The sequence below is a fragment of the Bacteroides muris (ex Fokt et al. 2023) genome (genome assembly GCF_024704895.1).
GTDB lineage: Bacteria > Bacteroidota > Bacteroidia > Bacteroidales > Bacteroidaceae > Bacteroides > Bacteroides muris.
On record NZ_JAMZEE010000043.1, the window covers coordinates 1 to 23014 of the forward strand.

Genomic DNA, 23014 nt, shown 5'->3' on the forward strand with positions numbered 1-23014 from the left:
AGAGGTTACTTTGGATCTTTCACCGACCATGATGCGGATTGTCCGAACGACTTTTCCCAATGCCACTATGACCAATGACCGGTTTCATGTACAGAAACTCTTTTATGAGGCAATTGATGAGCTCAGGATTACTTATCGCTGGATGGCACGGGATTTGGAGAACGATGAAATTCAGCGGTGCAAAGAGCAAAACATAGAGTATGTTCCGTTTCGATATACCAATGGTGATACCCGTAAGCAGCTGCTGGCAAGGGCCAAACATGTACTTGTCAAGCATTCCAGTAAATGGACTGAATCCCAAAGAATACGTGCGGAAATCATATTCGACCATTATCCGGAACTGAAATCTGTTTACGACTTGGCCATAGAGTTGACCAATATATATAATAAGCACTATGACAAGGATGTGGCACGTGGAAAGCTTACCTTGTGGTACAATAAAATAGAAAAGCTTGGATACGGATGTTTCAGAACCGTAACAAATACCATGCAGAACTATTATGAAACAATACTAAACTATTTCGTTAACAGAGAAACGAATGCATTTGCTGAATCATTCAATGCAAAAATTAAAGCGTTCAGAGCACAGTTTAGGGGAGTCGGAGATATACCATTCTTTATTTTTAGATTATGCAAACTAACAGTGTAGATTTAACATACCCACAGGGTTCTCGGACTGACCCCAGATAAGCACTATGACAAGGATGTGGCACATGGAAAGCTTGCTTTGTGGTACAATAAAGTAGAAAAGCTTGGATACGGATGTTTCAGAACCGTAACAAATACCATGCAGAAACTATTATGAAACAATACTAAACTATTTCGTCAACAGGGAAACGAATGCATTTGCAGAATCATTCAATGCAAAACTGGAAGCAGCTTGACCATGCCGAATAAAACAAAGAATCTACGCAATAAAATTTGCGGAGATTCTTTGTGATCGCGACAGGATTCAAACCTGTAACCGGCTGATCCGTAGTCAGCTACTCTATTCAGTTGAGCTACGCGACCCTTCTAAAATTATGAAAACTTGTGACCGCGACAGGATTCAAACCTGTAACCGGCTGATCCGTAGTCAGCTACTCTATTCAGTTGAGCTACGCGGCCTCTTTGTTTAACGGGTGCAAAGATACGCACTTTTTCCGAATTAGCAAACAATATCCAAACTTTTTTTGAAAAAAATTATTCGACAAAGCGATAATTAAACAATTGCCAGCCGATGGTCATCCCCATATTCCACTCCTTTCTCGGTGAGCTATAATGATTTACATAAGCAGAGATGGCTCCAAATGGCAAATGGCAAATAATAGAAACTTCTCCTATATATTCAAAGCGGGAGAATGCTTTTCCATAATATGCTTTATTCAATGCATTCTTTTTTATCGGAAAAATCGGTGTAAAGCCATAAAATTCTGTCCGGAACTGGAACATGTCGTTCAAAACATATATGGGCTTGATACCGGCAGCCACATACTGGTTGGCACGAAAAGCTTCATTGTACATAAGTTTACTATGCGGAGTCGGTGCAAATTCTCCTGCCTGCATCATAGTTGCCGTATAATTCTCGGAGAAATTCTTCGATGAATACAGTGCTTCTGCCATCCATCCCAGAGTGAACTTCGGTCCCATTGTGTGATATGCCTCTTTCATATAAGAGATTTGCAACCAAGATTGCCGCTCTTGCGGAAAAGGACTATACCCTTCTTGCAGATTTCCCGGTTTAAATCTTTCCCTTCCAGTAAAGACCTGGGCTATCAGCTTCTCCAGATAGCCTTTTGTCGCGTATTGCCGCGTATTCAGGGTGCTCCCATAGAAACCGATGGAACCTCCCAGAAGCTTGTAGGTACTTCTGTCCGAACGGTCTCTATCGAAATCGATTACGCTGGATTGAAAGTAGTTATCTTCCAGTTGACCATATCCCAGGCTGAACTCCGCACGCTTATTGGCCAGAAACGGCAAGGCAACCATCAATTTCACAAAACGTTCGTCCTTTGAATTGAATGAAGGCTTGTCATTCTTGGAAAACAGCTTGTCTTTCTTGTAGTAATCGAAAGTACTGATTGAAGCAATAAAACGAAAGGACGTAGGTATGTGGGTAGGCAAATCAATCTTACCCATCAATTGGGCATTATTATAAATCTTACCCAACTGACCGTCAAAAGTGATTTCCTTGGAATAATAATTCAAGTTCTGATATCCTACTCCCAAATAGATTTGGTTTGAGCTGGTAGTAGAAACACTGCCCCCCAAACAGACGGAGAAATTATCCTCCATCTTCACCTTCAAATGCAACTCATATAAATCTGATTCAGAATTATATACGGCATGAGGAACTATTTCCGAAATCATATTATCCGCCAGTAAACGAAAATATCCGCGCTTCAAGTCTTCATAAGTAAAGACCTCATGCTCCTCATCATGGAATTCTTTTTTGATGTAGGCTTGCTGTTGAGTATTCGCCCCTTCAATAATAATATCCCGGAAACGGAATTGAGGCAGATTACTCCGAAAAACGAGACGCCTCAAACGTACATTATCAGCATTTACTCTACGATGGACACGGCTTTTGATGGAATCCATCATGTTAAGAGTACGGTTGTAACCTATATCGTGCAACTCCTGCAGACGATCAAAATCCAGCAGGTTGACATCGTCGTACTTGAAGGTCATGACTATGCCTAATGAGTCCGGAATGGAATAATCGGTCTTTTGCATAATCATATTCTCCAATTGGCTCATCAGGTTATTCTCCTTCGGTTTACCCGGATTGGCCGCCACCACACTGCCAATGATGACATCCGGATGAAAATCCTCCCGCATCACATCCGTAGGGAAATTATTGTAAATACCGCCATCATAAGCAAGCGTACTGTCTATTTCTATCGGTTTGAAGACAAAAGGAAAACTCATGGAAGCTCGTACCGCATCCCCCAAATCCCCTTTACCCAATACCAATGGCTTTTTGTTATACACATCAGACGCTATACAGCGAAAAGGGACAAACAGTTTGTTGAAATTACCGGCACATGCAGCCGTGGCACGTGCAAACAATTCCACAAATACCAGATTCATCTGTATGGGGTTGACCATACTTGTAGGAAGTATCTGGGGTTTTATATGCAACGAGTCCCTAAAAGCAAAACGGATATTGAAAAATTCTGGTGAAGGACGATTTTTCTTAAAATAATACTCGTATTTGGGCTCCACTTTGCCCGAATACCAACGTTTAAAGTCGGGAGAGCGTAACAGCGCCTCCATATCGTCTGGAGAATACCCCATGGCATATAGAGAACCGATGATAGCTCCCATAGAGGTTCCGGTTATATAATCAATGGGGATATTATTCTCTTCCAAAGCCCGGATAATACCTATATGAGTCATGCCTTTTGCTCCACCGCCACTCAGTACAAGCCCCACTTTCTGAGCTTGTAAAATAAAGCTACATAGAAGAAACGAAAAAAACAATAAAACTCTTTTCATAACTGTGCTATTCCGAGTAAGATAAATGTTCATTGCCCCAAATATAAACAATAGTTTCTAAAAATGCCGTATTCAACGAGGGAAATCACACCTCAATTGGTGAAAATGAATAAAAAAAAGGGTATTGTGACTCTGGAGAATCACAATACCCTTGCATATATTGAATGCAAATTTAAGGGGGCCTATTTTATCAGATCAATGCTTCTCTTGACAAAGTTGTTCAAAGCTTCACCTCTCAACATACCATTCTGCAGCAGTGCTAAATCTATCAGTTGACGGACAACCTTATTCTTGGCTGCATAATCAGCGAAGATACCTTCTTTCTGCATTTTCAGTTCGTCCCACTTCTTATCCAGCTCATTTACCTTATCTTTTTCGGTAGTCGGTATATCTTCATCTTTCTTACCTTCCTGCTTCTTCTTCAATTCATTACGTTGTTTATCCACTTCATTCATTTCTGCCTGAACCGGAGCAATGGCAGCAGCACATTCCTTGTCTTCATCTACCAGAACTTCTTTCACCAGCTTATGGTCTGAATTCAATACCAAGTTAAACATATCCGGCATTTCGCCATAGAAGCTCATTCCTGCCTGAATATTGGCCATTTCTTTCATACGACGCATATACTCGCTCTGAGTTATCATGATAGGAGTGGCGTTTTCGCCCAAGGCCTGCGCCGTAACGTTGAATTCCGTCTTATCCATCTTGGGCAACTGGCTCTTGAAGATGGAAGAAAGAACTTCCTGCTTGCCAGCTTCCAACGCTTCGTTCTTCTTGTCTTCCTTGACAATCAGATTATCAATAATATCGCTGTCTACGCGAGTGAAGCGAACCTTTTCGAACTTCTGCTCCAACATGCTCACCAATGCAATGTCCAGCTGTCCATCCATCAACAGCACATTGTATCCTTTATTCGTAGCGGCCTCTATGTAGCTGTATTGCTCATCTTTATTATTGGCATACAGATAAATCAGATTTCCATCCTTATCCGTCTGGCTATCCTTAATTAACGTTTTATACTCTTCGAAAGTGTAATATTTGCTGTCTGTATCGGTGAAAAGGGCAAAGTCCTTGGCTCTATCATAGAAATCTTCCTGCGTAAGCATTCCGTAGTTGATGAAAATCTTCAAGTCATTCCACTTTTCCTCAAATTGCTTACGGTCGTTCTTGAAGATAGACTGCAAACGGTCTGACACCTTCTTCGTGATATATGTAGAAATCTTCTTCACGTTGGCATCGCTCTGCAAGTAAGAACGGGAAACGTTCAATGGAATGTCCGGTGAATCAAGCACACCATGCAGCAAGGTCAAAAAATCGGGAACAATACCTTCCACCGAGTCCGTCACATATACCTGATTGCAATAGAGCTGAATCTTATTCTTATTCAACTCAATGTTGCTCTTCACCTTGGGGAAGTACAGAATACCAGTCAGATGGAACGGATAATCCACATTCAGATGAATCCAGAATAAAGGCTCGTCGGACATAGGATAAAGATTGCGATAGAACTTCTTGTAATCTTCATCTTTCAATTCGCTGGGTTTCAGTGTCCACAAAGGATTGGAGTCATTGACAATATTATCTTCGGCAGTTTCAACCTGCTTGCCATCTTTCCATTCTTTTTTCTTGCCAAATGCAACCGGAATAGGGAGGAAGCTGCAATACTTCTTCAACAAAGAGGAAATACGCGCTTCTTCGAGGAACTCTTTGCAGTCATCATCTATGTAGAGAACGATATCAGTACCACGTTCTGCCTTATCTGTGTCTTCAAGCGTAAACTCCGGACTGCCATCGCAGGTCCACTTTACAGCCTGAGCACCTTCCCGATAGGATTTAGTGATGATTTCGACTTTCTTGGCAACCATAAAAGCCGAATAAAAACCCAAGCCAAAATGACCGATGATGGCATTGGCGTCGTTTTTGTATTTCTCAAGGAAGTCATTGGCACCAGAAAAAGCTATCTGGTTAATATACTTGTCTATTTCTTCAGCAGTAAGCCCGATACCATGGTCAGACACCGTAATGGTATCTTTTCCCAGCGAAACATGCACAGTTAAATCGCCAACTTCACCCTTGAACTCACCAATAGAGGAGAGTGTTTTCAGTTTCTGCGTAGCATCAACTGCGTTAGAAACCAACTCACGGAGAAAAATTTCATGATCACTATACAAGAACTTTTTAATGACGGGGAAGATATTCTCAGTAGTTACCCCAATATTACCTTTTTGCATACTACATTTATATTTTTTAGATTTATATTTTTAGTTATTTCGGCAGATATAGCACAAAAAAAATGCCAGTCCATAAGGACTGACATTTTGACGGTTTTTATAAAGAACTGCTTATGCTTTCTTGATGCTCAGCTCATTTTTTTCTTTGTCTACTGATACGTTTACCATATCACCCGGTTGTAACTCCGCAGCCACTATCAACTCGGAAAGTCCATCCTCCAAGTAGTTCTGAATGGCACGCTTCAATGGCCGCGCACCAAACTGCACATCGTATCCTTTTGAAGCGAGGAATTTCTTTGCATCATTCTCCACTACCAGCTTGTAACCAATTGCTTCAACTCGTTCGTACAAGCCTTTCAACTCAATGTCCACAATCTTCGTAATAGCATCCAAAGAGAGCTGGTCGAAAGTAATGATTTCATCCAAACGATTCAAAAATTCAGGAGCAAAGGTCTTGTTCAAAGCCTTTTGTATCACACTGCGCGAATATTCATTGTCATCCGTGCGGTTTTGCGCCGCAAAACCCACACCACGGCCAAACTCCTTCAACTGCCGTGTACCGATATTGGAGGTCATAATGATAACCGTATTCTTGAAATCGATGGTTCTGCCATAATTGTCAGTCAAACGACCTTCATCCAGCACTTGGAGCAAGATGTTAAACACGTCCGGATGAGCTTTTTCAATTTCATCCAACAAGACAATAGAATACGGCTTGCGACGTACCTTTTCGGTCAACTGGCCACCTTCCTCATAGCCCACATATCCCGGAGCGGCACCAATCATACGAGATACGGTGTATTTCTCCATATACTCGCTCATATCGATACGTATCAAGGCATCGTCAGAGCCAAACATATATTTTGCCAATTGCTTCGCCAAATGTGTTTTACCCACACCAGTAGGGCCAAGGAACATAAAGGTTCCGATAGGATGGTTCGGAGCTTTCAACCCTACACGGCTACGCAAGATCGCTTTGGTAAGTTTCTCTATCGCAACATCTTGAGCTATCACCTTCGCCTGCAGTTCTTCCTTCATTCCAGCCAGTTTAAGTCCTTCTGCCTGCGCCATACGCTGTACGGGTACACCGGACATCATCGAAATAACATTAGCTATTTCTTCTTCACCTACCGTTTGGCGATTATCCTTCAAACGGGCCTCCCACTCAACCTTCATCTCTTCCAAGCGGACAGAAAGTTCCTTCTCACGGTCACGGTAGCTGGCAGCCAACTCAAAATTCTGTGACTTTACAGCTTCAGCCTTCAGGCTTCGTGCCTCTTCAATCAGCTTTTCCTGCTCCTCAATTTCTTTCGGAACGTTAATATTCGTCAAATGCACACGCGAACCAGCCTCGTCCAAAGCATCAATAGCTTTATCCGGGAAGTTACGATCGGTAATATAGCGTGCTGACAACTTGACACATGTTTCCAAAGCTTCATCTGTGTAGCTCACATTATGATGGTCTTCATACCTCTCCTTGATATTCTTCAATATTTGAAGCGTCTCTTCAGCCGTGGTAGGCTCTACAATAACCTTTTGGAAACGACGTTCTAAAGCACCGTCTTTCTCGATATTCTTTCTGTATTCATCAAGAGTGGTAGCTCCAATACACTGGATTTCACCACGCGCCAAAGCCGGTTTCAGCATATTGGCAGCATCCATGGAACCGGCAGCAGCACCGGCACCTACAATCGTATGGATTTCATCGATAAAAAGAATGACATTCGGATTTTTCTGCAATTCATTGATAATAGAGCGAATGCGCTCCTCAAACTGACCACGGTATTTTGTTCCCGCCACCACAGAGGCCATATCAAGCATCATCACACGCTTTTCGAACAAGATACGCGAAACCTTCTTTTGCACAATACGTAATGCCAACCCCTCTACGATAGCGGATTTTCCTACGCCTGGTTCGCCAATAAGCACCGGATTATTCTTCTTGCGACGGCTCAAAATTTGCGCCAAGCGCTCAATCTCGCGCTCACGCCCAACAACCGGATCCAGCTTGCCTTCTTCGGCAGCCCGCGTCATGTCTACGCCGAAATTATCCAACACAGGAGTATCATTGGACGGCTTTCTGGATGCAGTCTGTGCAGCTGAGGCTGAACCGGATTCACCGGTACGGGAAGAACGGGGCATATTCATGTCTTCTTCATCCTCTTCATCGTCCTCAGTGAATCCCATTCCCGCATTCGGATTAGTCGATTTCATGGAAAGCTGTTCAAATACAGTCTGGTAATCTACCCGATTTTCTTCCAAAACAGTTGCAGCAAGATTATCACCATCTTTCAAGATAGCCAGCAATACATGTTCCGTATCAGCTGTTACGCTTTTCAGCAGACGTGCTTCAAGCATACACATCTTCAATATCTTGGCCGACATCGGGGACAAAGGTACTTCAGCGTCCGGCAAGAGAGTATCGTCCTTAGCATCTTTCAGGAAACCCTCCAGACGACTTTTTACCCGTTTTAAATCTATATCAAGTTTCAACAATATTTCAATAGCTTTTCCTCCGCCATCACGTAGCATACCAAGCAGAAGGTGTTCCGGACCAATATAGCGATTTCTCAATCGATTGGCTTCTTCCTTACTATAAGTAATTATGTCTGAAACTCTTTGTGAAAAACGATTGTTCATATTTTATAATTCTCCTCAATTAAAAAGGTTATCCACGACAAAGATACGCATTTATTAATTCAGCGTATCATATTTAACTGATTTAATAGTATACAAATCTCGTGCCATAAATCTCAAATCTGTTTTTCCATTTTATACCTTATATATTAATGGCAATTCGGGGAAAAAAGAGGGAGGTAGAACTTCCATATTTATGCCGCAGGCAACAAAGTTTATGGAAGAAAACTTTTGTATATCGTAAAAAAGTAGTACTTTAGCGTGGTTTTTCACGAACCCCCAAATGTATAATTAATAATCTTTTTAAATGCTTGAACAAGACAGAATTATAAAGATTAACATCGAGGAGGAAATGAAGTCATCGTACATTGACTACTCTATGTCGGTCATTGTTTCACGTGCCCTTCCAGATGTTAGAGATGGTTTTAAACCCGTTCACCGAAGAATTCTTTTCGGAATGATGGGATTAGGAAATACCTCCGACAAACCTTATAAAAAATCAGCCAGAGTTGTAGGTGAAGTATTAGGTAAATATCACCCTCATGGCGATTCATCCGTTTACGGAGCTCTTGTACGTATGGCTCAGCCTTGGGCAATGCGTTATATGTTGGTAGACGGACAAGGCAACTATGGTTCAGTAGACGGCGACAGTGCTGCTGCCATGCGTTATACAGAGTGCCGTTTGCGAAAAATTGGCGAAGACATGATGACAGACCTTGAAAAAGAGACCGTTGACATGCAGAACAATTTTGATGACTCTCTGCAAGAGCCTACCGTCATGCCGGCCCGTATTCCGAATCTTTTAGTTAATGGTGCGTCTGGTATTGCAGTAGGTATGGCTACCAATATGCCGACTCATAACCTGTCTGAAGTTATTGATGCTTGTATTGCATACATTGAAAACAATGACATCGACATAGAAGAGCTGATGACGTATGTCAAAGCTCCTGACTTCCCGACCGGAGGCTATATATACGGCATGAGTGGTGTTCGAGAAGCCTATCTCACGGGACGCGGACGTGTCATAATGCGTGCTAGAGCCGAAATTGAGACTGGTTCGACACACGATAAAATAGTTGTGACAGAAATTCCCTATGGCGTCAACAAAGCTGAATTGATTAAAAATATAGCCGATTTGGCCAATGAAAGGAAAATTGAAGGTATTGCCAATGCTAATGACGAATCCGACCGTGAAGGTATGCGTATCGTTATTGATGTAAAACGTGATGCAAATGCCAGCGTTGTACTCAACAAGCTCTATAAGATGACAATGCTGCAGACATCTTTTGGCGTGAACAATGTTGCATTGGTACATGGCCGTCCACGCCTGCTGAATCTGAAGGATTTGATAAAATACTTCGTTGAGCACAGACATGATGTAGTCATCCGCCGTACTCAGTACGATTTGCGTAAGGCCAAAGAACGTGCACACATTCTGGAAGGATTAATCATTGCATCTGATAATATCGATGAAGTAATCAAGATTATCCGCGCTGCTAAAACACCGAATGATGCTATCTTGGGTTTGATGAATCGATTCCAACTCAGTGAAATTCAGTCACGTGCCATTGTGGAAATGCGTTTGCGCCAACTCACTGGACTGATGCAAGACCAGTTGCACGCCGAATATGAGGAAATTCAAAAGCAGATTGCTTATTTGGAAGAAATTCTTGTCAATGACGAACTCTGCCGCCAAGTTATTAAAGATGAATTGATTGAAATAAAAGAGAAATATGGTGACGAACGTCGCTCGGAAATTGTCTATTCATCAGAAGAATTCAATCCGGAAGACTTCTATGCAGATGATGAAATGATTATCACCATCTCACATATGGGATACATCAAACGCACACCGCTGAGCGAATTCCGTACACAAAACCGTGGTGGGGTAGGCTCTAAAGGTACCGAAACTCGTGATGCAGACTTTGTAGAGCATATTTATCCTGCAACCATGCATAATACCATGATGTTCTTTACACAGAAAGGTAAGTGTTACTGGCTGAAGGTATACGAAATCCCTGAAGGTACTAAGAATTCAAAAGGTCGTGCCATCCAAAATTTGTTGAATATCGACTCTGACGATGCTGTGAACGCCTATTTGCGTGTGAAGAATCTGAACGACCAGGAGTTTATCAACAGCCATTATGTATTGTTCTGTACTAAGAATGGTATCATTAAGAAAACATTGCTTGAACAGTATTCACGTCCTCGCCAAAATGGGGTAAATGCCATCACTATTCGTGAAGACGATCGTGTAATCGAAGTGCGTATGACAAACGGTGACAATGAAATCATCATTGCCAACCGTAACGGACGTGCTATTCGTTTCCATGAAAGTGCTGTACGCGTTATGGGACGTACTGCCACCGGTGTACGTGGCATGACATTAGATGAAGACGGTCAAGACGAAGTAGTAGGTATGATATGCATCAAAAATCCTGAAGCAGAAACAATTATGGTTGTATCAGAACAAGGATATGGCAAACGCTCGGATATTGAAGATTATCGCAAGACCAATCGTGGTGGTAAAGGTGTGAAAACAATGAATATTACCGATAAAACGGGTAAATTAGTGACAATCAAGTCTGTTACAGATGAAAATGACTTGATGATTATTAATAAATCCGGCATTACCATTCGTCTAAAAGTTGCCGATGTTCGTATCATGGGACGTGCTACACAAGGTGTGCGTCTAATCAACCTTGAGAAACGTAATGACGAAATAGGTTCTGTATGTAAAGTCACTTCAGAAAATGAAGAAGAACTTATAGAGGAGGGGAAAGAAAATATCCCTGAAAGCTCTCAGAACGAGGTAAACAACGAAAATGAAGAATAGACATAATATTAATTTAAATTTTCTACAATCATGAAAAGAGTATTATTTTCAATGGTTTTACTATTTGCCGCAAGCTTTACTTTCGCCCAAGAAAAGAACGTGAAAGAGGCTAAAAGTATTGCTAACGGAGTAAATCCTGACTTTGCCAAAGCAGAGGAACTGATAAATCAAGCTTTAACCAATCCCGAAACAAAAGACAATGCTGAGACATGGGATGTAGCAGGTCTTATCCAAAGAAAAAGAAGTGAGAAAGAAATGGAAAATGCCTATCTGAGAAAACCTTATGACACTCTTCAGGTATATAATAGTGCATTGAACATGTGTAAATTTTACTTCAAATGTGACGAATTGGCACAAATTCCCAATGAAAAGGGCAAAATCAAGAATAAATATAGAAAGCCTAATTCTGCTACAATTTTAGCAGAACGCGGTAATCTGATTAATGGTGGTATACAGTTCTTTAATTTGGCCTCACAAAAGGAGGGCGATGCAGCTAATGAAGACAATAAAAAAGCGTTAGATTTCTTTGCAACATATATTGATATTGCTATCAATCCGATGTTTGAAAAGGAAAATTTGTTACAAACAGATACAGTATTACCCCAAATAGCATATTATGCAAGTTTAGCAGCTGCTAAGATGGAAGATTATCCTAGTATTTTGAAGTATGCTCCTTATGCACAAGATGATAAAGAAGTTGGGAAATACGCTATGGAATTTATCTCTACTGCATTAAAAGCCGAAGGTGATACTGTTAAATGGATTGCTTCTTTAAAAGAAGGTATCCAAAAATATCCTGAACATTCATTCTTCTTTGGTCATTTGATTGATTATTATAGCAATAATAACAAATATGACGAAGCTATGCAGTTTGCTGATGATATGTTGGCTAAAGATTCTAACAATACATTCTATTTGTATGTAAAAGGTTACCTTTATCACAATATGAAAGAGTATGATAAAGCTATTGAATTCTATAAGAAAACTATAGAAGTAGATTCTAATTATGCAGAAGCATACTCTAATTTGGGTTTGATTTACTGCTTACAAGCACAAGATTTCTCCGAGAAAGCAACTACAGATATTAATGATTCTAAGTATAAAGAAGACCAAGCTACTCTGAGGACTTTCTATGAAAAAGCAAAACCTTATTATGAAAAGGCAAGAGAACTGAAACCTGATCAAAAAGATTTATGGTTAAATGGTCTCTATAGAGTGTATTATAATTTGCAGATGGGCCCTGAATTCGAAGAAATTGAAAAGCTGATGTAATATTTCTTTCAGTAATAATAAAAGCTTGTTTAGGGACATTCAGTAAATGTCCCTAAAACGTAAGATGGCATATAAAGTCGATAGAGTATATAATCACTTTATATGCCATTGTTATTGTCCTTTTTCTGTGTTTTTTACATAATCCTATTATCTTGCTGGACATGACGTTTCGGAAGAAGTCTGATGATCTCTTTTGATTCGTAAGCATCCAGTATTGTTGTGTAACCAACTAATATTTAGTATCTTTACATCAATAAAAAGAGACAGACAATGGATGAAAAAGATATATTGCTCAAGACGATTGAAGGGCTGAATACCTCCATTGCTTCATTGTCTGCCATCAATAAAAAACAAGCAGATTAGAATGAAAAACTGCAGGAACGTATCAAGGAGTTGACGGTCCAGGTCGCGTGGTTGAACCGCTAACTTTCCTCTGTCGAATCGGATTTATCCGTAAGTGTCCGATAATCGCATATTTACCAACCATGCTTTTCCCCCTATTTTTGTTCTGATTAAAAAAAATGGAAGATAATGGCAATATCACAAAGCGAAATGCAGGTTCTTTATGCAAGATACCTCAAAAGTGGAATGACATTGGAGGATTTCTGTAAGAAACAACAAGTCACGTATATTGGGATATGGTGGAATGGATTAACCAATGGGAAAAGTTACACGGTGAGAAGTTCGTCGAAAACTCAACCGTGACATATCATAGAAGCCAGTCCAGATTGCTAGCCCCATTTTCTGGATCGAAAATCACATCTCAAGCACAAAGGTTGTTCCCGTTGGAGTTTGAAGAGAACGATGTGCCTCTCAGACTGCCGGAAGACGGTCCTGCATTCAGAGCCAGCCTCGAACTGCCAAAACCTGGAACCGTCATCAAAGAAGCCAAGCTCACTTTTCCGAGCGGTATGACTATTGACATACCACAGACAACAATCAAGGCGTTAATCCTAATGGCTATCATATATGAAGGGAACTGTATTGGGATTGATTAAGGATATGAAATATTATTTCTGCCAGGAATCGGTGAATATGAGAAAGGGAATTGAAGGGCTTTGTGGTGTTATACGTGGCAGCCTGTTGCGTGACCCTTTCTCGATGGAAGTATTTGTGTTTCTCTCACGGGACAGGAAACTCTTAAAGATTCTCAGATGGAATGACGGGGCTTTTGTGCTATATACTGTCAAGTTATACAACAGGAAGCGGGTTAATCCTTCATATCACACGGAATCGGAGTCTTATAAGATGAACTGGAATGACTTTTGGAACCTTATAAGCAACCGAAAAAACTGTTTAAACGGACTTGAAAAAGGTGAATGATTTTATGTGTAAAATCATTATAATTATTTGTGTATTAGATAATTAATTATTATATTTAATACATGAATATAAGTAGCATAACCATAATCTGATGGAGCTGGTACGCAGTAAGGACGCTCAAATAGACGGATTGAAACAACTTGTTTCAAGTCTGGTTGAAAAAGTCGATTCTTTAGAATCCGAACTGGCGTCATACAAATCGCTCGTAAAGGAGCAGCTTGATACCATCGGGCTACTGAACAAAAAGATTTTCGGAATGCCAAGAGGGGAGCCATTATCTACACCATCGTGGAAAGCTGTAAACTAAACAATGTCAATCTGTTCGAGTATTTAAAGGTGTGTTCAGCAAGAAACCAGAAGTGGGGGAGACGTATGAAATGTTTCTTCCGAACAAGTGGAAAGTATAAATTGGCTTGTAACTATTCAGCGATTTTTACTGCTGACTTTTTAATAGTGGAAATTGAATATCTCCCAATTCCTTAAAAAATGTATTCGGCTTTGTTTACTAATAAGAAACCGACTATACAGTCATCTTTTGGTTTCCTTTCACTACAAAACCGTCATCGTTTATCATCGGTACATAAATGATAGACCCTTTTTTATATTCTCATCCGTAACAATCTGAAAATCTCTCTTTTTGTTTGAAAACTTAGGCAGCTTCCCATCTTCCTGCAAATTTTTTATTTGCTCTTTTAATGTTATTTTCATCCTGCACAAAAAGCCTCCATTTGTTGTGATTGATGTATATAATTGATAACATATAGAAATGTAATCATCTGCGGGGTCATTCTTGGCTCGTTTGTTGGCAGATTTCCAAGCACTGTCATGTGACTCTTGAATAACGTAATTAAATCCAATGCACCACCGGGGTTTTCATAATGCGATATTAAACATAATCAAGATATTGGTTGAAAACTATATGTACCTATCAATACATTTCGCCAAATAAGCCATGTCCGACCACTAATCCAGTAGTTTAGAAACTTCGTCGAACATCATTTTCTTTTTCAAGAACATCCTTCAATTGTACGTTAGATTGCCAAAGTAAGTAACTAACTAATTTATCTTCCATGATTTTGAGATTAAAACAAGCAAGAAATCCCAATTGTTATCCAGCAATTGGGATTCTATCTCCTCTTAAGCTCGAACAGCCTCTTCAGTCTTACCTGCCATTTCATCTAAAATTTTTAAAGCTCGCTCCAAAACAGTAGTATCATCAATCATAACCAATCCACCATCTGGTCCAGGTTCCAAGTGAATCCCAACACTTTTCCCCTCCTTAAAATTGTGTCCACCAAAAAAATTTCTTACAGTATCAACATTTAGTCCAAGTTCATCGGCTATCCTATGCATACTACCACTGGGCAATGAGTCTTTAATCTTACGTAATTCATTAAATGTTATTGTTCTCATATTCATAAATTTAATGGTTAATACTCTATACTTTTATTATCACGCTATAAATTTAAGGAAAAAAAAGATAAAACAAACTATTTCTTTATCTTTTTTCAAAAAGAATATTGCCTCTCCCCAAAATAATCATTTTTCAAGTGTACAGAATTATAAGCACAGGGAAGAATCCCCTAAAAACATACAGAAACAGCTCGTATAAACCAATAATACCGCTTTATACGAGCCGTGTTTTAGATATAAGGAGAATTAAATACCCTCTACGGTGGAAGCTGGAACCCACCCTACTTTACCGTCTTCCAAACGAATTTCTTTCCATTCACGCATAGAGTTGTCTTTTATTTCAACTTTACGTCCTTCATGAAGAATGAATAGACTTGTACCACTTTCGCTGGGCGTGCTGCGTACTGTGACACTAGGAGCCAACACTATAGCTTCATTACGATTCATCAGTTCGTCTTTTTGCTGAGCAGCAAACACATTACTCAATATAACAAAAACCAAGAATACTATTCCTGCAATGAATCCCACTTTCTTTCCCATGACCTGTTTTGAAAAGAAAAAGAGATAGAATGAAACGAGTAACAGTATAAAGAATACAATCCCCAACTTAGCCCATGCATCTACGCTAAGACAATTAATCAACGATTTAGTCCAAGATACAAAGAAAACCTCAGGAACTGGAATTACCTTATCGATTGTCTTAGAACGTGCTATCTCCAAATTTGCACGAATATCAGCGTTACCAGGCTCCAACAACAAGGCACGCTCATAATTCAATATAGCTTTTGCCATATCATCTGCCTTATAATAACTGTTGCCAAGATTATAATAGATTTCTGCAGCCTCTCCCTTCTTTAATAGATTCTCATATATTTGAATGGCAGAAGCATAATCATTCCGTATATAGGCGCTGTCACCTTCAGCTTTTGTCACATTGCTTTCTTGTCTTGCAGCAGAGAATTCCGCATGTGAACTGGCAGATGTAGAATCACCGGCAGTCTGTAATGTATCTACAGATGCGGAATTCTGCCCATAGGCAGTAATTGCCATCGCTAGACTAAGAGTAAAAAACAATATTTTATTCATTACCATTTCCTCCTGATTAATGTTTTATCGAGTTTTCCATTTTGCTGATAACTTCCAAAGAAGCTGAATATACCTTATCCATAGCCTGGTTATCATCACCCGGAGCAAAGCGGGCAAACTCACAGTTGTTCAATGCATCGAGGAATTCCTTTATCAACGCATCATTCACACCATAATTACGAAGTTCCTCTTCGATATTATCCTTAGACAAACGGGATACCGGAATGTTCAATTTATCACTGATATATCCCCAAAGAGCCTTCAAGACCTCATCATAAAACGCATCTTTCTTATTCTCAGCCAGTAATTTACCAGCTTGCTTCATACGTTTCACCGCCACTTTATTGGCTTTCTTGGTACGCATCTTTGCTACATTTGCATTGGCTGCTATTTGCTTACGATAGATGATAAAAAATGCAATGAATGCAATACCCGGTATCAAATAAAGCAACCAATACGTCAACGAACCGAAGAAGAAATCGCCTTTGGGAGACAGAGTAACATTATTCTGCTTGATAAAACGAATATCCTCGTTCAATACTTTCAAATCTTCCTTGCTTGTAAAGTTTGCAATGGTCTGAGCAGCATTACCTGCTCCCTTTTCCACATGTAATTCGTATTCTTCTGTAGTCAACGTTTTATACGAACGGGAATTAATATCAAAATAACTAAATCTTACGGCAGGAATCTTATAAGTTCCGGCATTACGCGGAATTGCCAGATACTCGATGACCTTGCTACCGGAGAGGCCCGAATTTGTCAGACGGAATTTACTGTCCACCTTCGGATCATATACTTCAAAATCCTCGGGGAATTTAACTTCCGGATTAGAAAACAATTTCAGATTGCCGGTACCAGAAATGACAAGTCTGACAGTAACAGCATCATTGGTCTTGACATTTGTACTATTGATAGAAGAAGTTATATTGAACTCTCCCACTCCTCCCGAAAAATCGGCTGGCTTACCTGCCGGCAAAGGTTTTACGTCAATTGTCAGTTGCGGAGTCAAAATTGTCTTCTTGACTTCTACGTAATTGCTTCCTCCATTGAAAAATGCCTCAAACGGATCGGCAACTTGTGTAGCTTTTGCAATGGAAGCGTCAAAGCGTGCAGCATCAATTGTCAGCTTACCGGCTTGTTGCGGGAACAACACAAACTGACGATAGATAGTAGACTGATAATTTCTACCTTTATAATGCTCCAATCTCCATCTTCTATCATTAGGCAATTCTACTTCCTGAGAATGGAATCCTTTGAAGTCAGGCAATTTCACATTATCAAACATGCGTAAGTCCACCAAAGTGTATATCTTGTATGTCAGTAGAAAAGCCTCTTGTTCATACACCGTCATCTTACTGGCAGTGGCTGTAATGAACAAATCACTATTCGATACAGATGTTCCGGAAGAAGCGCGGCTGGCAACGTCCCCACTCTGTTTGCCGCCATTTCCAGAAGATGCTCCATTGGCAGACTGATCTGCCGGAAGAACCCTTACTTGTACAGAATTAGAAACCATTTGATTACCATCAGCAGTAATAGTGGCTCCCGGAATGGTAAAATCACCTTCTGCAGTGGCCATTAAAATGTAAGTGAATGTAATGCTGCTGGTTGAAGTCGTCTGTCCATTAATCATCTGCACACTACTTTGCTGCGAGCGGCTGGGTCCCATCAACACATCAAATCCCTTAATAGAAGGAGCACGAAAATCCCTCACCTTTTGTGTAGTCACCGTATACGACAGTCTGAACTGGTCTCCTACCGCCACAGCGTCAGGAGCAGACGCAGTAAACGATACCTTGCCATCGGCAAAGGCATTCATACTGACTGCAATCAGTGCTATCCATAAGAAAACTATTTTTCTCATATATTACTTCCTATTATGTTTGTTACCAATCCTTTTCCAAGCGACCTCCTTGAAGTACCTGCTGCTTTTTCACTTTATCTTGCACATCCTTCTCGTCTTGCATGACAGAGTTCAACAGCTGCTCGGCATTTTCCTTAGACATCTCATTATCTTTCTTTTCCGGCTGAGAAGGTTGTTGTTGCTGGTCTTGATTCTGTTGCTGGTCTTTCTGCCGATCCTGCTGTTTATCCTGCTCCTTCTGTCGGTCCTGTTTATCCTGATCTTGATTCTGATTCTGGTTCTGCTGCTGGTCTTGCAACTGTTTCTGTGCCAAAGCAAGGTTATAGCGCGTTTCATCATCTTTCGGATTATTGCGTAACGACTCCTTATAAGCTTCTACCGCCTTTGCATAATCCTTCTGAGAATGAAAGATGACTCCCATATTATGATAAATCTGTGACAAGTTCGATTTGTCCTTTTCTATCTTGGTTGCTCCCACATATTGCTCCATCGCTTCCTGCAGCTTGTTCTGCTGAGTCAATGTATTCCCCAGGTTAAACATAGAGACCGTTGATTTAGGGTTCGCCTCCAAAGCCTTCCGATAGCTCACTTCTGCATCCACATATACGCTATCCTTAAAAAAACGGTTTCCCTTACGGATATAATCGCGCTCCGCTTTCTGCGCATAAGCTGAAACTGCTACTAACAGCAGCAATACCATTCCAATATACTTTTTCTGTAACATACGCATCATTTCTTATTAGAAAATAAATGAATGTTGCGGAACAGAGGATTCTTGCGCTCCAATATCAACATCTCAGCCAGTAACAACAGCAGGATAATCCATGCCACTGCCTGAAACTGTTCATTGAATTCCGTGTACACCTGTGTTTCCACATCTGCCTTTGCCATCTTGCTGATTTCCTGACTAATCGCTTTCTGTGCACCATTTGTATTGTCTACGCGCACATAAATACCATTTCCTGCCTGAGCAGTTTCCTGGCACATATGCTCATTCAAGCGGGTAACGATTACGTTACCTTCACGGTCACGACGATAATCATTAGTGCCCTCTATTGGAATGGGGGCCCCCTCAGGCATACCTACCCCTAATACATTGACCTGGATACCTTTCTCAGCAGCGGCCTTAGCGGCTTCTACAGCACCACCTTCATGGTTTTCACCGTCGGTGATGACAATAACAGTACGTCCCACTCCTTCCTGAGGGGTGAAACTCCGGGCAGCCAGATTTATTGCAGCTCCAATTGCCGTACCTTGCTTGGAAATCAGCGAAGGGTCGATGGACTCCAAAAACATCTTGGCAGAAATATAATCACTCGTAATAGGTAACTGGGTAAATGCGTCACCTGCAAAAACAATCATACCGACCTTGTCATTTTGCATCTTATCCACCAACTGTGCCACCAGCCGTTTTGCCTTCTGCAATCGGCTTGGCTGTACGTCTTGTGCCAGCATGGAATTGGATATATCCAGCGCAATCATCACTTCCACTCCCTGACGTTTTACCGTCTCCAGTTTGGAACCGAACTGTGGACGTGCCAGCAGTACCGTGAACAATCCGATAGCCGCAAAAACCAACCAAAACTTCACATCCGGACGGTATTTGGAAACATCCGGCATTAACTGTGCCATCAGTATAGGGTCACCAAACTTACGAATGGCTTTCCTCCTCCGATAATTGGAGTACAAGTAGAAGGCTGCCAATAAAGGCAGTAGCAGCAGCAAGTACAAATATGCAGGTTCTTCAAATCGAAACATATTCTTATTTACTATTTTACAATTTACTATTTACTATTTTAGTGCAAGCATATCGAAAAGATCCTCTTACGGAATCTTCTTCAATATAGAGTTGCGCAACAGTACCTCCAGCAATACACACAAGAAAGCAGCCAACGCAAACCAGCGGTACTCTTCCTGACGCTTGCTGTATTCTTTTACATTCAATTTTGTTTTCTCCAGCTTGTCTATCTCCTCATACACTTCCTTCAACTTCGAATTGCTGGTGGCACGGAAATAGTTACCTTCCGTTGTTCCGGCAATCTGTGTCAAAGTCTTTTCATCAATCTCGACGGGCATATTGACATATTGCACTGTTCCGCCTACCGGATAAGGATAAGGAGCCATACCATTGGTTCCTACCCCAATAGTATAAACGCGAATGCCAAAGCTTTTGGCTATTTCAGCAGCCGTTAAAGGAGAAATATCACCTTTATTATTGACACCGTCCGTCAGCAGAATAATGACTTTCGACTTTGCCTTGCTATCCTTCAAACGGGTAACGGCATTGGCAATACCCATACCGATTGCAGTTCCGTCTTCAATCAGCCCGCATTTCATATCTTTAAGCAAGTTCAACAATACGGCATGGTCTACTGTCAATGGACATTGCGTAAAGCTTTCTCCTGCAAACAAAGTTATACCTATATTGTCATTCGGACGTCCGTTAATAAACTCTGCCGCCACATCTTTGGCTGCTTCTAACCGATTAGGTTTCAGGTCTTCAGCCAGCATACTGGTAGAAACGTCCATAGCAAGCATAATATCAATACCCTCAATCTCACTGTTCTGCCAGCTATCTGTGGTTTGCGGACGTGCCAAAACAAGGATAATCAGTATCAAGGCAATTATCCGCAGTACAAACGGTACATGCAATAAATAGTTCTTATAGCTTCTAGGAGTATGAGCATACACACGGGCATCTGAAATCTGAAGCGTAGCTTCACTATTCTTCCACTTCATAATATACCATACTATATAGGGTATAAGCAACAACAGCAAAAATAAATATTCAATATTGGCAAAAACCATATTTATGTACGATTTAACGATTTACAATTCAGCTTCGTTCCAAACATCCTTCATTTTTCATTCATATATATCTGATTGAAGTCACTTTTTCAGCATTAAGCAAAATAATTATACAACTCCAAACCGATGTATATCAATGAACCCGCAAGGGCTACAGCCAATACCACAATACCTGCTCCTAGCAAAATCTTGGTACGCAAAGAACGTTTCTCGATAATGGTAATCTCAGTAGGCTGCGGCTTGGCATTCTCCTCTTCTTTCTCCTTGGTTTCATTAATAAAGTCAATGGCATTAATCAGGTTAGCGTCATTTTCGTTCATCAACGGATTATGCTTGGCAAATTTCACCAAATCTGCAGTCTGAAACAATTCACGCAAATCAGAAATCGCATCCTTATCTCTTATTTCCAGTAACTTATCTATGATTTCCGTAGAAGTCATTTCTAACGCATTGAAACCAAAACGGTCTTTTATATACATACGAAGAGTATCGGTCAATTCTGTATAATATTCCTTCGGCTCCCCTTTCTGCCATACCTTCTCATTTTTGATACGTTCTATCTCCTGCATGGCCAACTGATGGGGAGGCAGCTTAGGCTCCACCTTCACCTTACGGATAATAGGCTTATTGTCAAAGAAACGCATTATCAGATAGACAAGCAATATCCCTATCGGGATAATCAGCGCACCGCAAGCCATAAGACCATACCAATCTTCCCAAGCAAAAGGTGCTTGCATCACTGTTTTGGGGCCAAAGAACTGTTCCGGATTCTCCGGGTCTAACGGGACATTCACTGAATATACTTTCAAGGCCAACGCTTTCGAGCAATACTTCTCATTATCCACTGTCACCTCCATAGGCGGTAGATAATAAAGAGCCGAGTCGAAAGAAGTAATTGTATACTCTTGAGTTATCAATGCACGCCGGCCATCATTCAGCAGTTGCGTATCCGGCTTGGCCACATCAATAATTTCAACCCCATTTACCAGCGTATCGGTATATATCGGGAATATGGCACGCTTATCGGCTTCCAGAGATACTTGAAGCTTTATCCTTGCCTGCTCTCCAATAAGAATCTGCAAAGAGTCAATCGTAGCATCTACCGTTACAGACTGGGCTACTGCCCTTCCCGACCATGCCATTATCAATAACGCTATCAGAAATAAATATCTTTTCATTTTCCGATTAATTTCGTTTCGCAAACAAATTCATTAATGCCTTGACATAATCTTGGTCGGTACGTACCGACACATTGTCAACATTACTCTTGGTAAACGTTTCATTCAATTCCGCCTGCTTGTTCACCCACCAATCATGATGGGCACGACGCACAGCACGCGAGGAGGTGTCGATCCACTGCTCGTGTCCCGTCTCGGCATCCCTAATCTTCATCAGTCCCACAGATGGCAATTCTTCCACACGACGGTCGTACACCTGAACGGCAACCAAGTCATGCTTACGATTGGCAATGGTCAAGGCGTTCTTGAAACTTTCCAGGTCTATGAAGTCCGACAGGATAAAAGCCGTACAGCGACGCTTCATTACGTTTGTCAGATACTCCAATCCCAGACGAATGTTAGTCCTCCGGCTTTCCGCATGAAAATCTATCAATTCGCGGATGATATAAAGTATATGCTTACGTCCCTTCTTGGGCGGAATAAACTTTTCAATTCGGTCAGAAAAGAAGATGACACCAATCTTATCATTGTTCTGAATGGCCGAAAATGCAAGTGTTGCGGCAATTTCTGTCACCATATCCTTCTTCATCTGCTTTACCGTACCGAATTCCAAACTACCGGAAACATCTACCAGCAACATCACAGTCAATTCGCGCTCCTCCTCAAACACCTTGACGTAAGGCTTATTGAAGCGGGCGGTCACATTCCAGTCGATGTCACGTATGTCGTCGCCAAACTGATACTCACGCACTTCGGAGAATGCCATACCTCTACCCTTGAAGGCTGAGTGATACTGCCCGGCAAAGATATTGTTGGACAATCCGCGCGTTTTTATCTCAATCTGACGGACTTTCTTCAAAAGTTCTGTTGTTTCCATTGATTTATT

At 41.0% G+C, this 23014-nt stretch carries 17 protein-coding genes and 2 tRNA genes; 6 read left to right on the plus strand and 13 right to left on the minus strand.

The window, feature by feature from the left end; all coding sequences use genetic code 11:
• Nucleotides 1–649 (plus strand): ISAon1 family transposase (locus M1B78_RS14790; protein ID WP_257941080.1); only part of this gene is annotated, 649 nt, incomplete at its 5' end.
• 288 nt (nucleotides 650–937) lie between these two features.
• Here M1B78_RS14790 and M1B78_RS14800 read toward each other — a convergent pair.
• From M1B78_RS14800 to M1B78_RS14820, 5 genes are all read right to left on the minus strand, one after another.
• A tRNA-Arg gene (locus tag M1B78_RS14800) sits at nucleotides 938–1011 on the minus strand.
• Between the two features lie 22 nt (nucleotides 1012–1033).
• Nucleotides 1034–1107, minus strand: a tRNA-Arg gene (locus M1B78_RS14805).
• Between the two features lie 75 nt (nucleotides 1108–1182).
• Nucleotides 1183–3480, minus strand: a complete 2298-nt coding sequence (locus tag M1B78_RS14810; RefSeq protein WP_257941081.1) for a patatin-like phospholipase family protein — start codon at nucleotides 3478–3480, stop codon at nucleotides 1183–1185.
• Nucleotides 3481–3662: 182 nt separating this feature from the next.
• Nucleotides 3663–5711: a molecular chaperone HtpG gene (gene htpG / locus M1B78_RS14815; protein WP_257941082.1), complete on the minus strand. Its 2049-nt coding sequence runs from the start codon at nucleotides 5709–5711 to the stop codon at nucleotides 3663–3665.
• A 111-nt stretch (nucleotides 5712–5822) separates the two neighbouring features.
• Nucleotides 5823–8351, minus strand: coding sequence for an ATP-dependent Clp protease ATP-binding subunit (locus tag M1B78_RS14820; RefSeq protein ID WP_257941083.1), 2529 nt, complete (start codon nucleotides 8349–8351; stop codon nucleotides 5823–5825).
• A gap of 304 nt (nucleotides 8352–8655) precedes the next feature.
• Here M1B78_RS14820 and gyrA point away from each other — a divergent pair, with 304 nt between their 5' ends.
• From gyrA to M1B78_RS14840, 5 genes are all read left to right on the plus strand, one after another.
• Nucleotides 8656–11184 (plus strand): DNA gyrase subunit A, encoded by a 2529-nt coding sequence (gyrA, locus tag M1B78_RS14825; RefSeq protein ID WP_257941084.1) that lies wholly within the window; start codon nucleotides 8656–8658, stop codon nucleotides 11182–11184.
• Nucleotides 11185–11214: 30 nt separating this feature from the next.
• On the plus strand, nucleotides 11215–12456 hold the full coding sequence (locus M1B78_RS14830; RefSeq protein ID WP_136010982.1) for a tetratricopeptide repeat protein: 1242 nt from the start codon (nucleotides 11215–11217) through the stop codon (nucleotides 12454–12456).
• Nucleotides 12457–13094: 638 nt separating this feature from the next.
• On the plus strand, nucleotides 13095–13454 hold the full coding sequence (locus M1B78_RS14835) for a hypothetical protein (protein ID WP_257941085.1): 360 nt from the start codon (nucleotides 13095–13097) through the stop codon (nucleotides 13452–13454).
• Between the two features lie 4 nt (nucleotides 13455–13458).
• On the plus strand, nucleotides 13459–13779 hold the full coding sequence (gene tnpB, locus M1B78_RS18910; protein WP_430732573.1) for an IS66 family insertion sequence element accessory protein TnpB: 321 nt from the start codon (nucleotides 13459–13461) through the stop codon (nucleotides 13777–13779).
• 91 nt (nucleotides 13780–13870) lie between these two features.
• Nucleotides 13871–14086, plus strand: a complete 216-nt coding sequence (locus M1B78_RS14840) for a hypothetical protein (RefSeq protein ID WP_257941086.1) — start codon at nucleotides 13871–13873, stop codon at nucleotides 14084–14086.
• 830 nt (nucleotides 14087–14916) lie between these two features.
• Here the strand turns inward: M1B78_RS14840 and M1B78_RS14845 are convergent.
• The 8 genes from M1B78_RS14845 to M1B78_RS14880 all read right to left on the minus strand — a co-directional run bounded on the left by M1B78_RS14845 (nucleotide 14917) and on the right by M1B78_RS14880 (nucleotide 23005).
• Nucleotides 14917–15192: a DNA-binding protein gene (locus M1B78_RS14845; RefSeq protein ID WP_085929906.1), complete on the minus strand. Its 276-nt coding sequence runs from the start codon at nucleotides 15190–15192 to the stop codon at nucleotides 14917–14919.
• 246 nt (nucleotides 15193–15438) lie between these two features.
• Nucleotides 15439–16278, minus strand: coding sequence for a tetratricopeptide repeat protein (locus M1B78_RS14850; protein ID WP_257941087.1), 840 nt, complete (start codon nucleotides 16276–16278; stop codon nucleotides 15439–15441).
• 16 nt (nucleotides 16279–16294) lie between these two features.
• Nucleotides 16295–18142: a BatD family protein gene (locus tag M1B78_RS14855; RefSeq protein ID WP_257941088.1), complete on the minus strand. Its 1848-nt coding sequence runs from the start codon at nucleotides 18140–18142 to the stop codon at nucleotides 16295–16297.
• A gap of 22 nt (nucleotides 18143–18164) precedes the next feature.
• Nucleotides 18165–18875 carry a tetratricopeptide repeat protein gene (locus M1B78_RS14860; RefSeq protein ID WP_257941089.1) on the minus strand — a complete coding sequence of 237 codons (711 nt, stop codon included), beginning with the start codon at nucleotides 18873–18875 and terminating at the stop codon, nucleotides 18165–18167.
• A complete protein-coding gene (locus M1B78_RS14865; RefSeq protein WP_257941090.1) occupies nucleotides 18872–19900 on the minus strand; it encodes a VWA domain-containing protein in 1029 nt (342 codons plus the stop codon). Before M1B78_RS14865 ends, M1B78_RS14860 begins: the two co-directional genes overlap by 4 nt.
• Before the next feature lie 66 nt (nucleotides 19901–19966).
• Complete coding sequence (locus tag M1B78_RS14870) at nucleotides 19967–20950, minus strand: vWA domain-containing protein (protein WP_257941091.1); 984 nt, start codon at nucleotides 20948–20950, stop codon at nucleotides 19967–19969.
• A gap of 95 nt (nucleotides 20951–21045) precedes the next feature.
• A complete protein-coding gene (locus tag M1B78_RS14875; RefSeq protein WP_257941092.1) occupies nucleotides 21046–22128 on the minus strand; it encodes a hypothetical protein in 1083 nt (360 codons plus the stop codon).
• A 7-nt stretch (nucleotides 22129–22135) separates the two neighbouring features.
• Nucleotides 22136–23005 (minus strand): DUF58 domain-containing protein, encoded by an 870-nt coding sequence (locus M1B78_RS14880; protein WP_136010992.1) that lies wholly within the window; start codon nucleotides 23003–23005, stop codon nucleotides 22136–22138.
• Nucleotides 23006–23014 lie beyond the last annotated feature (9 nt).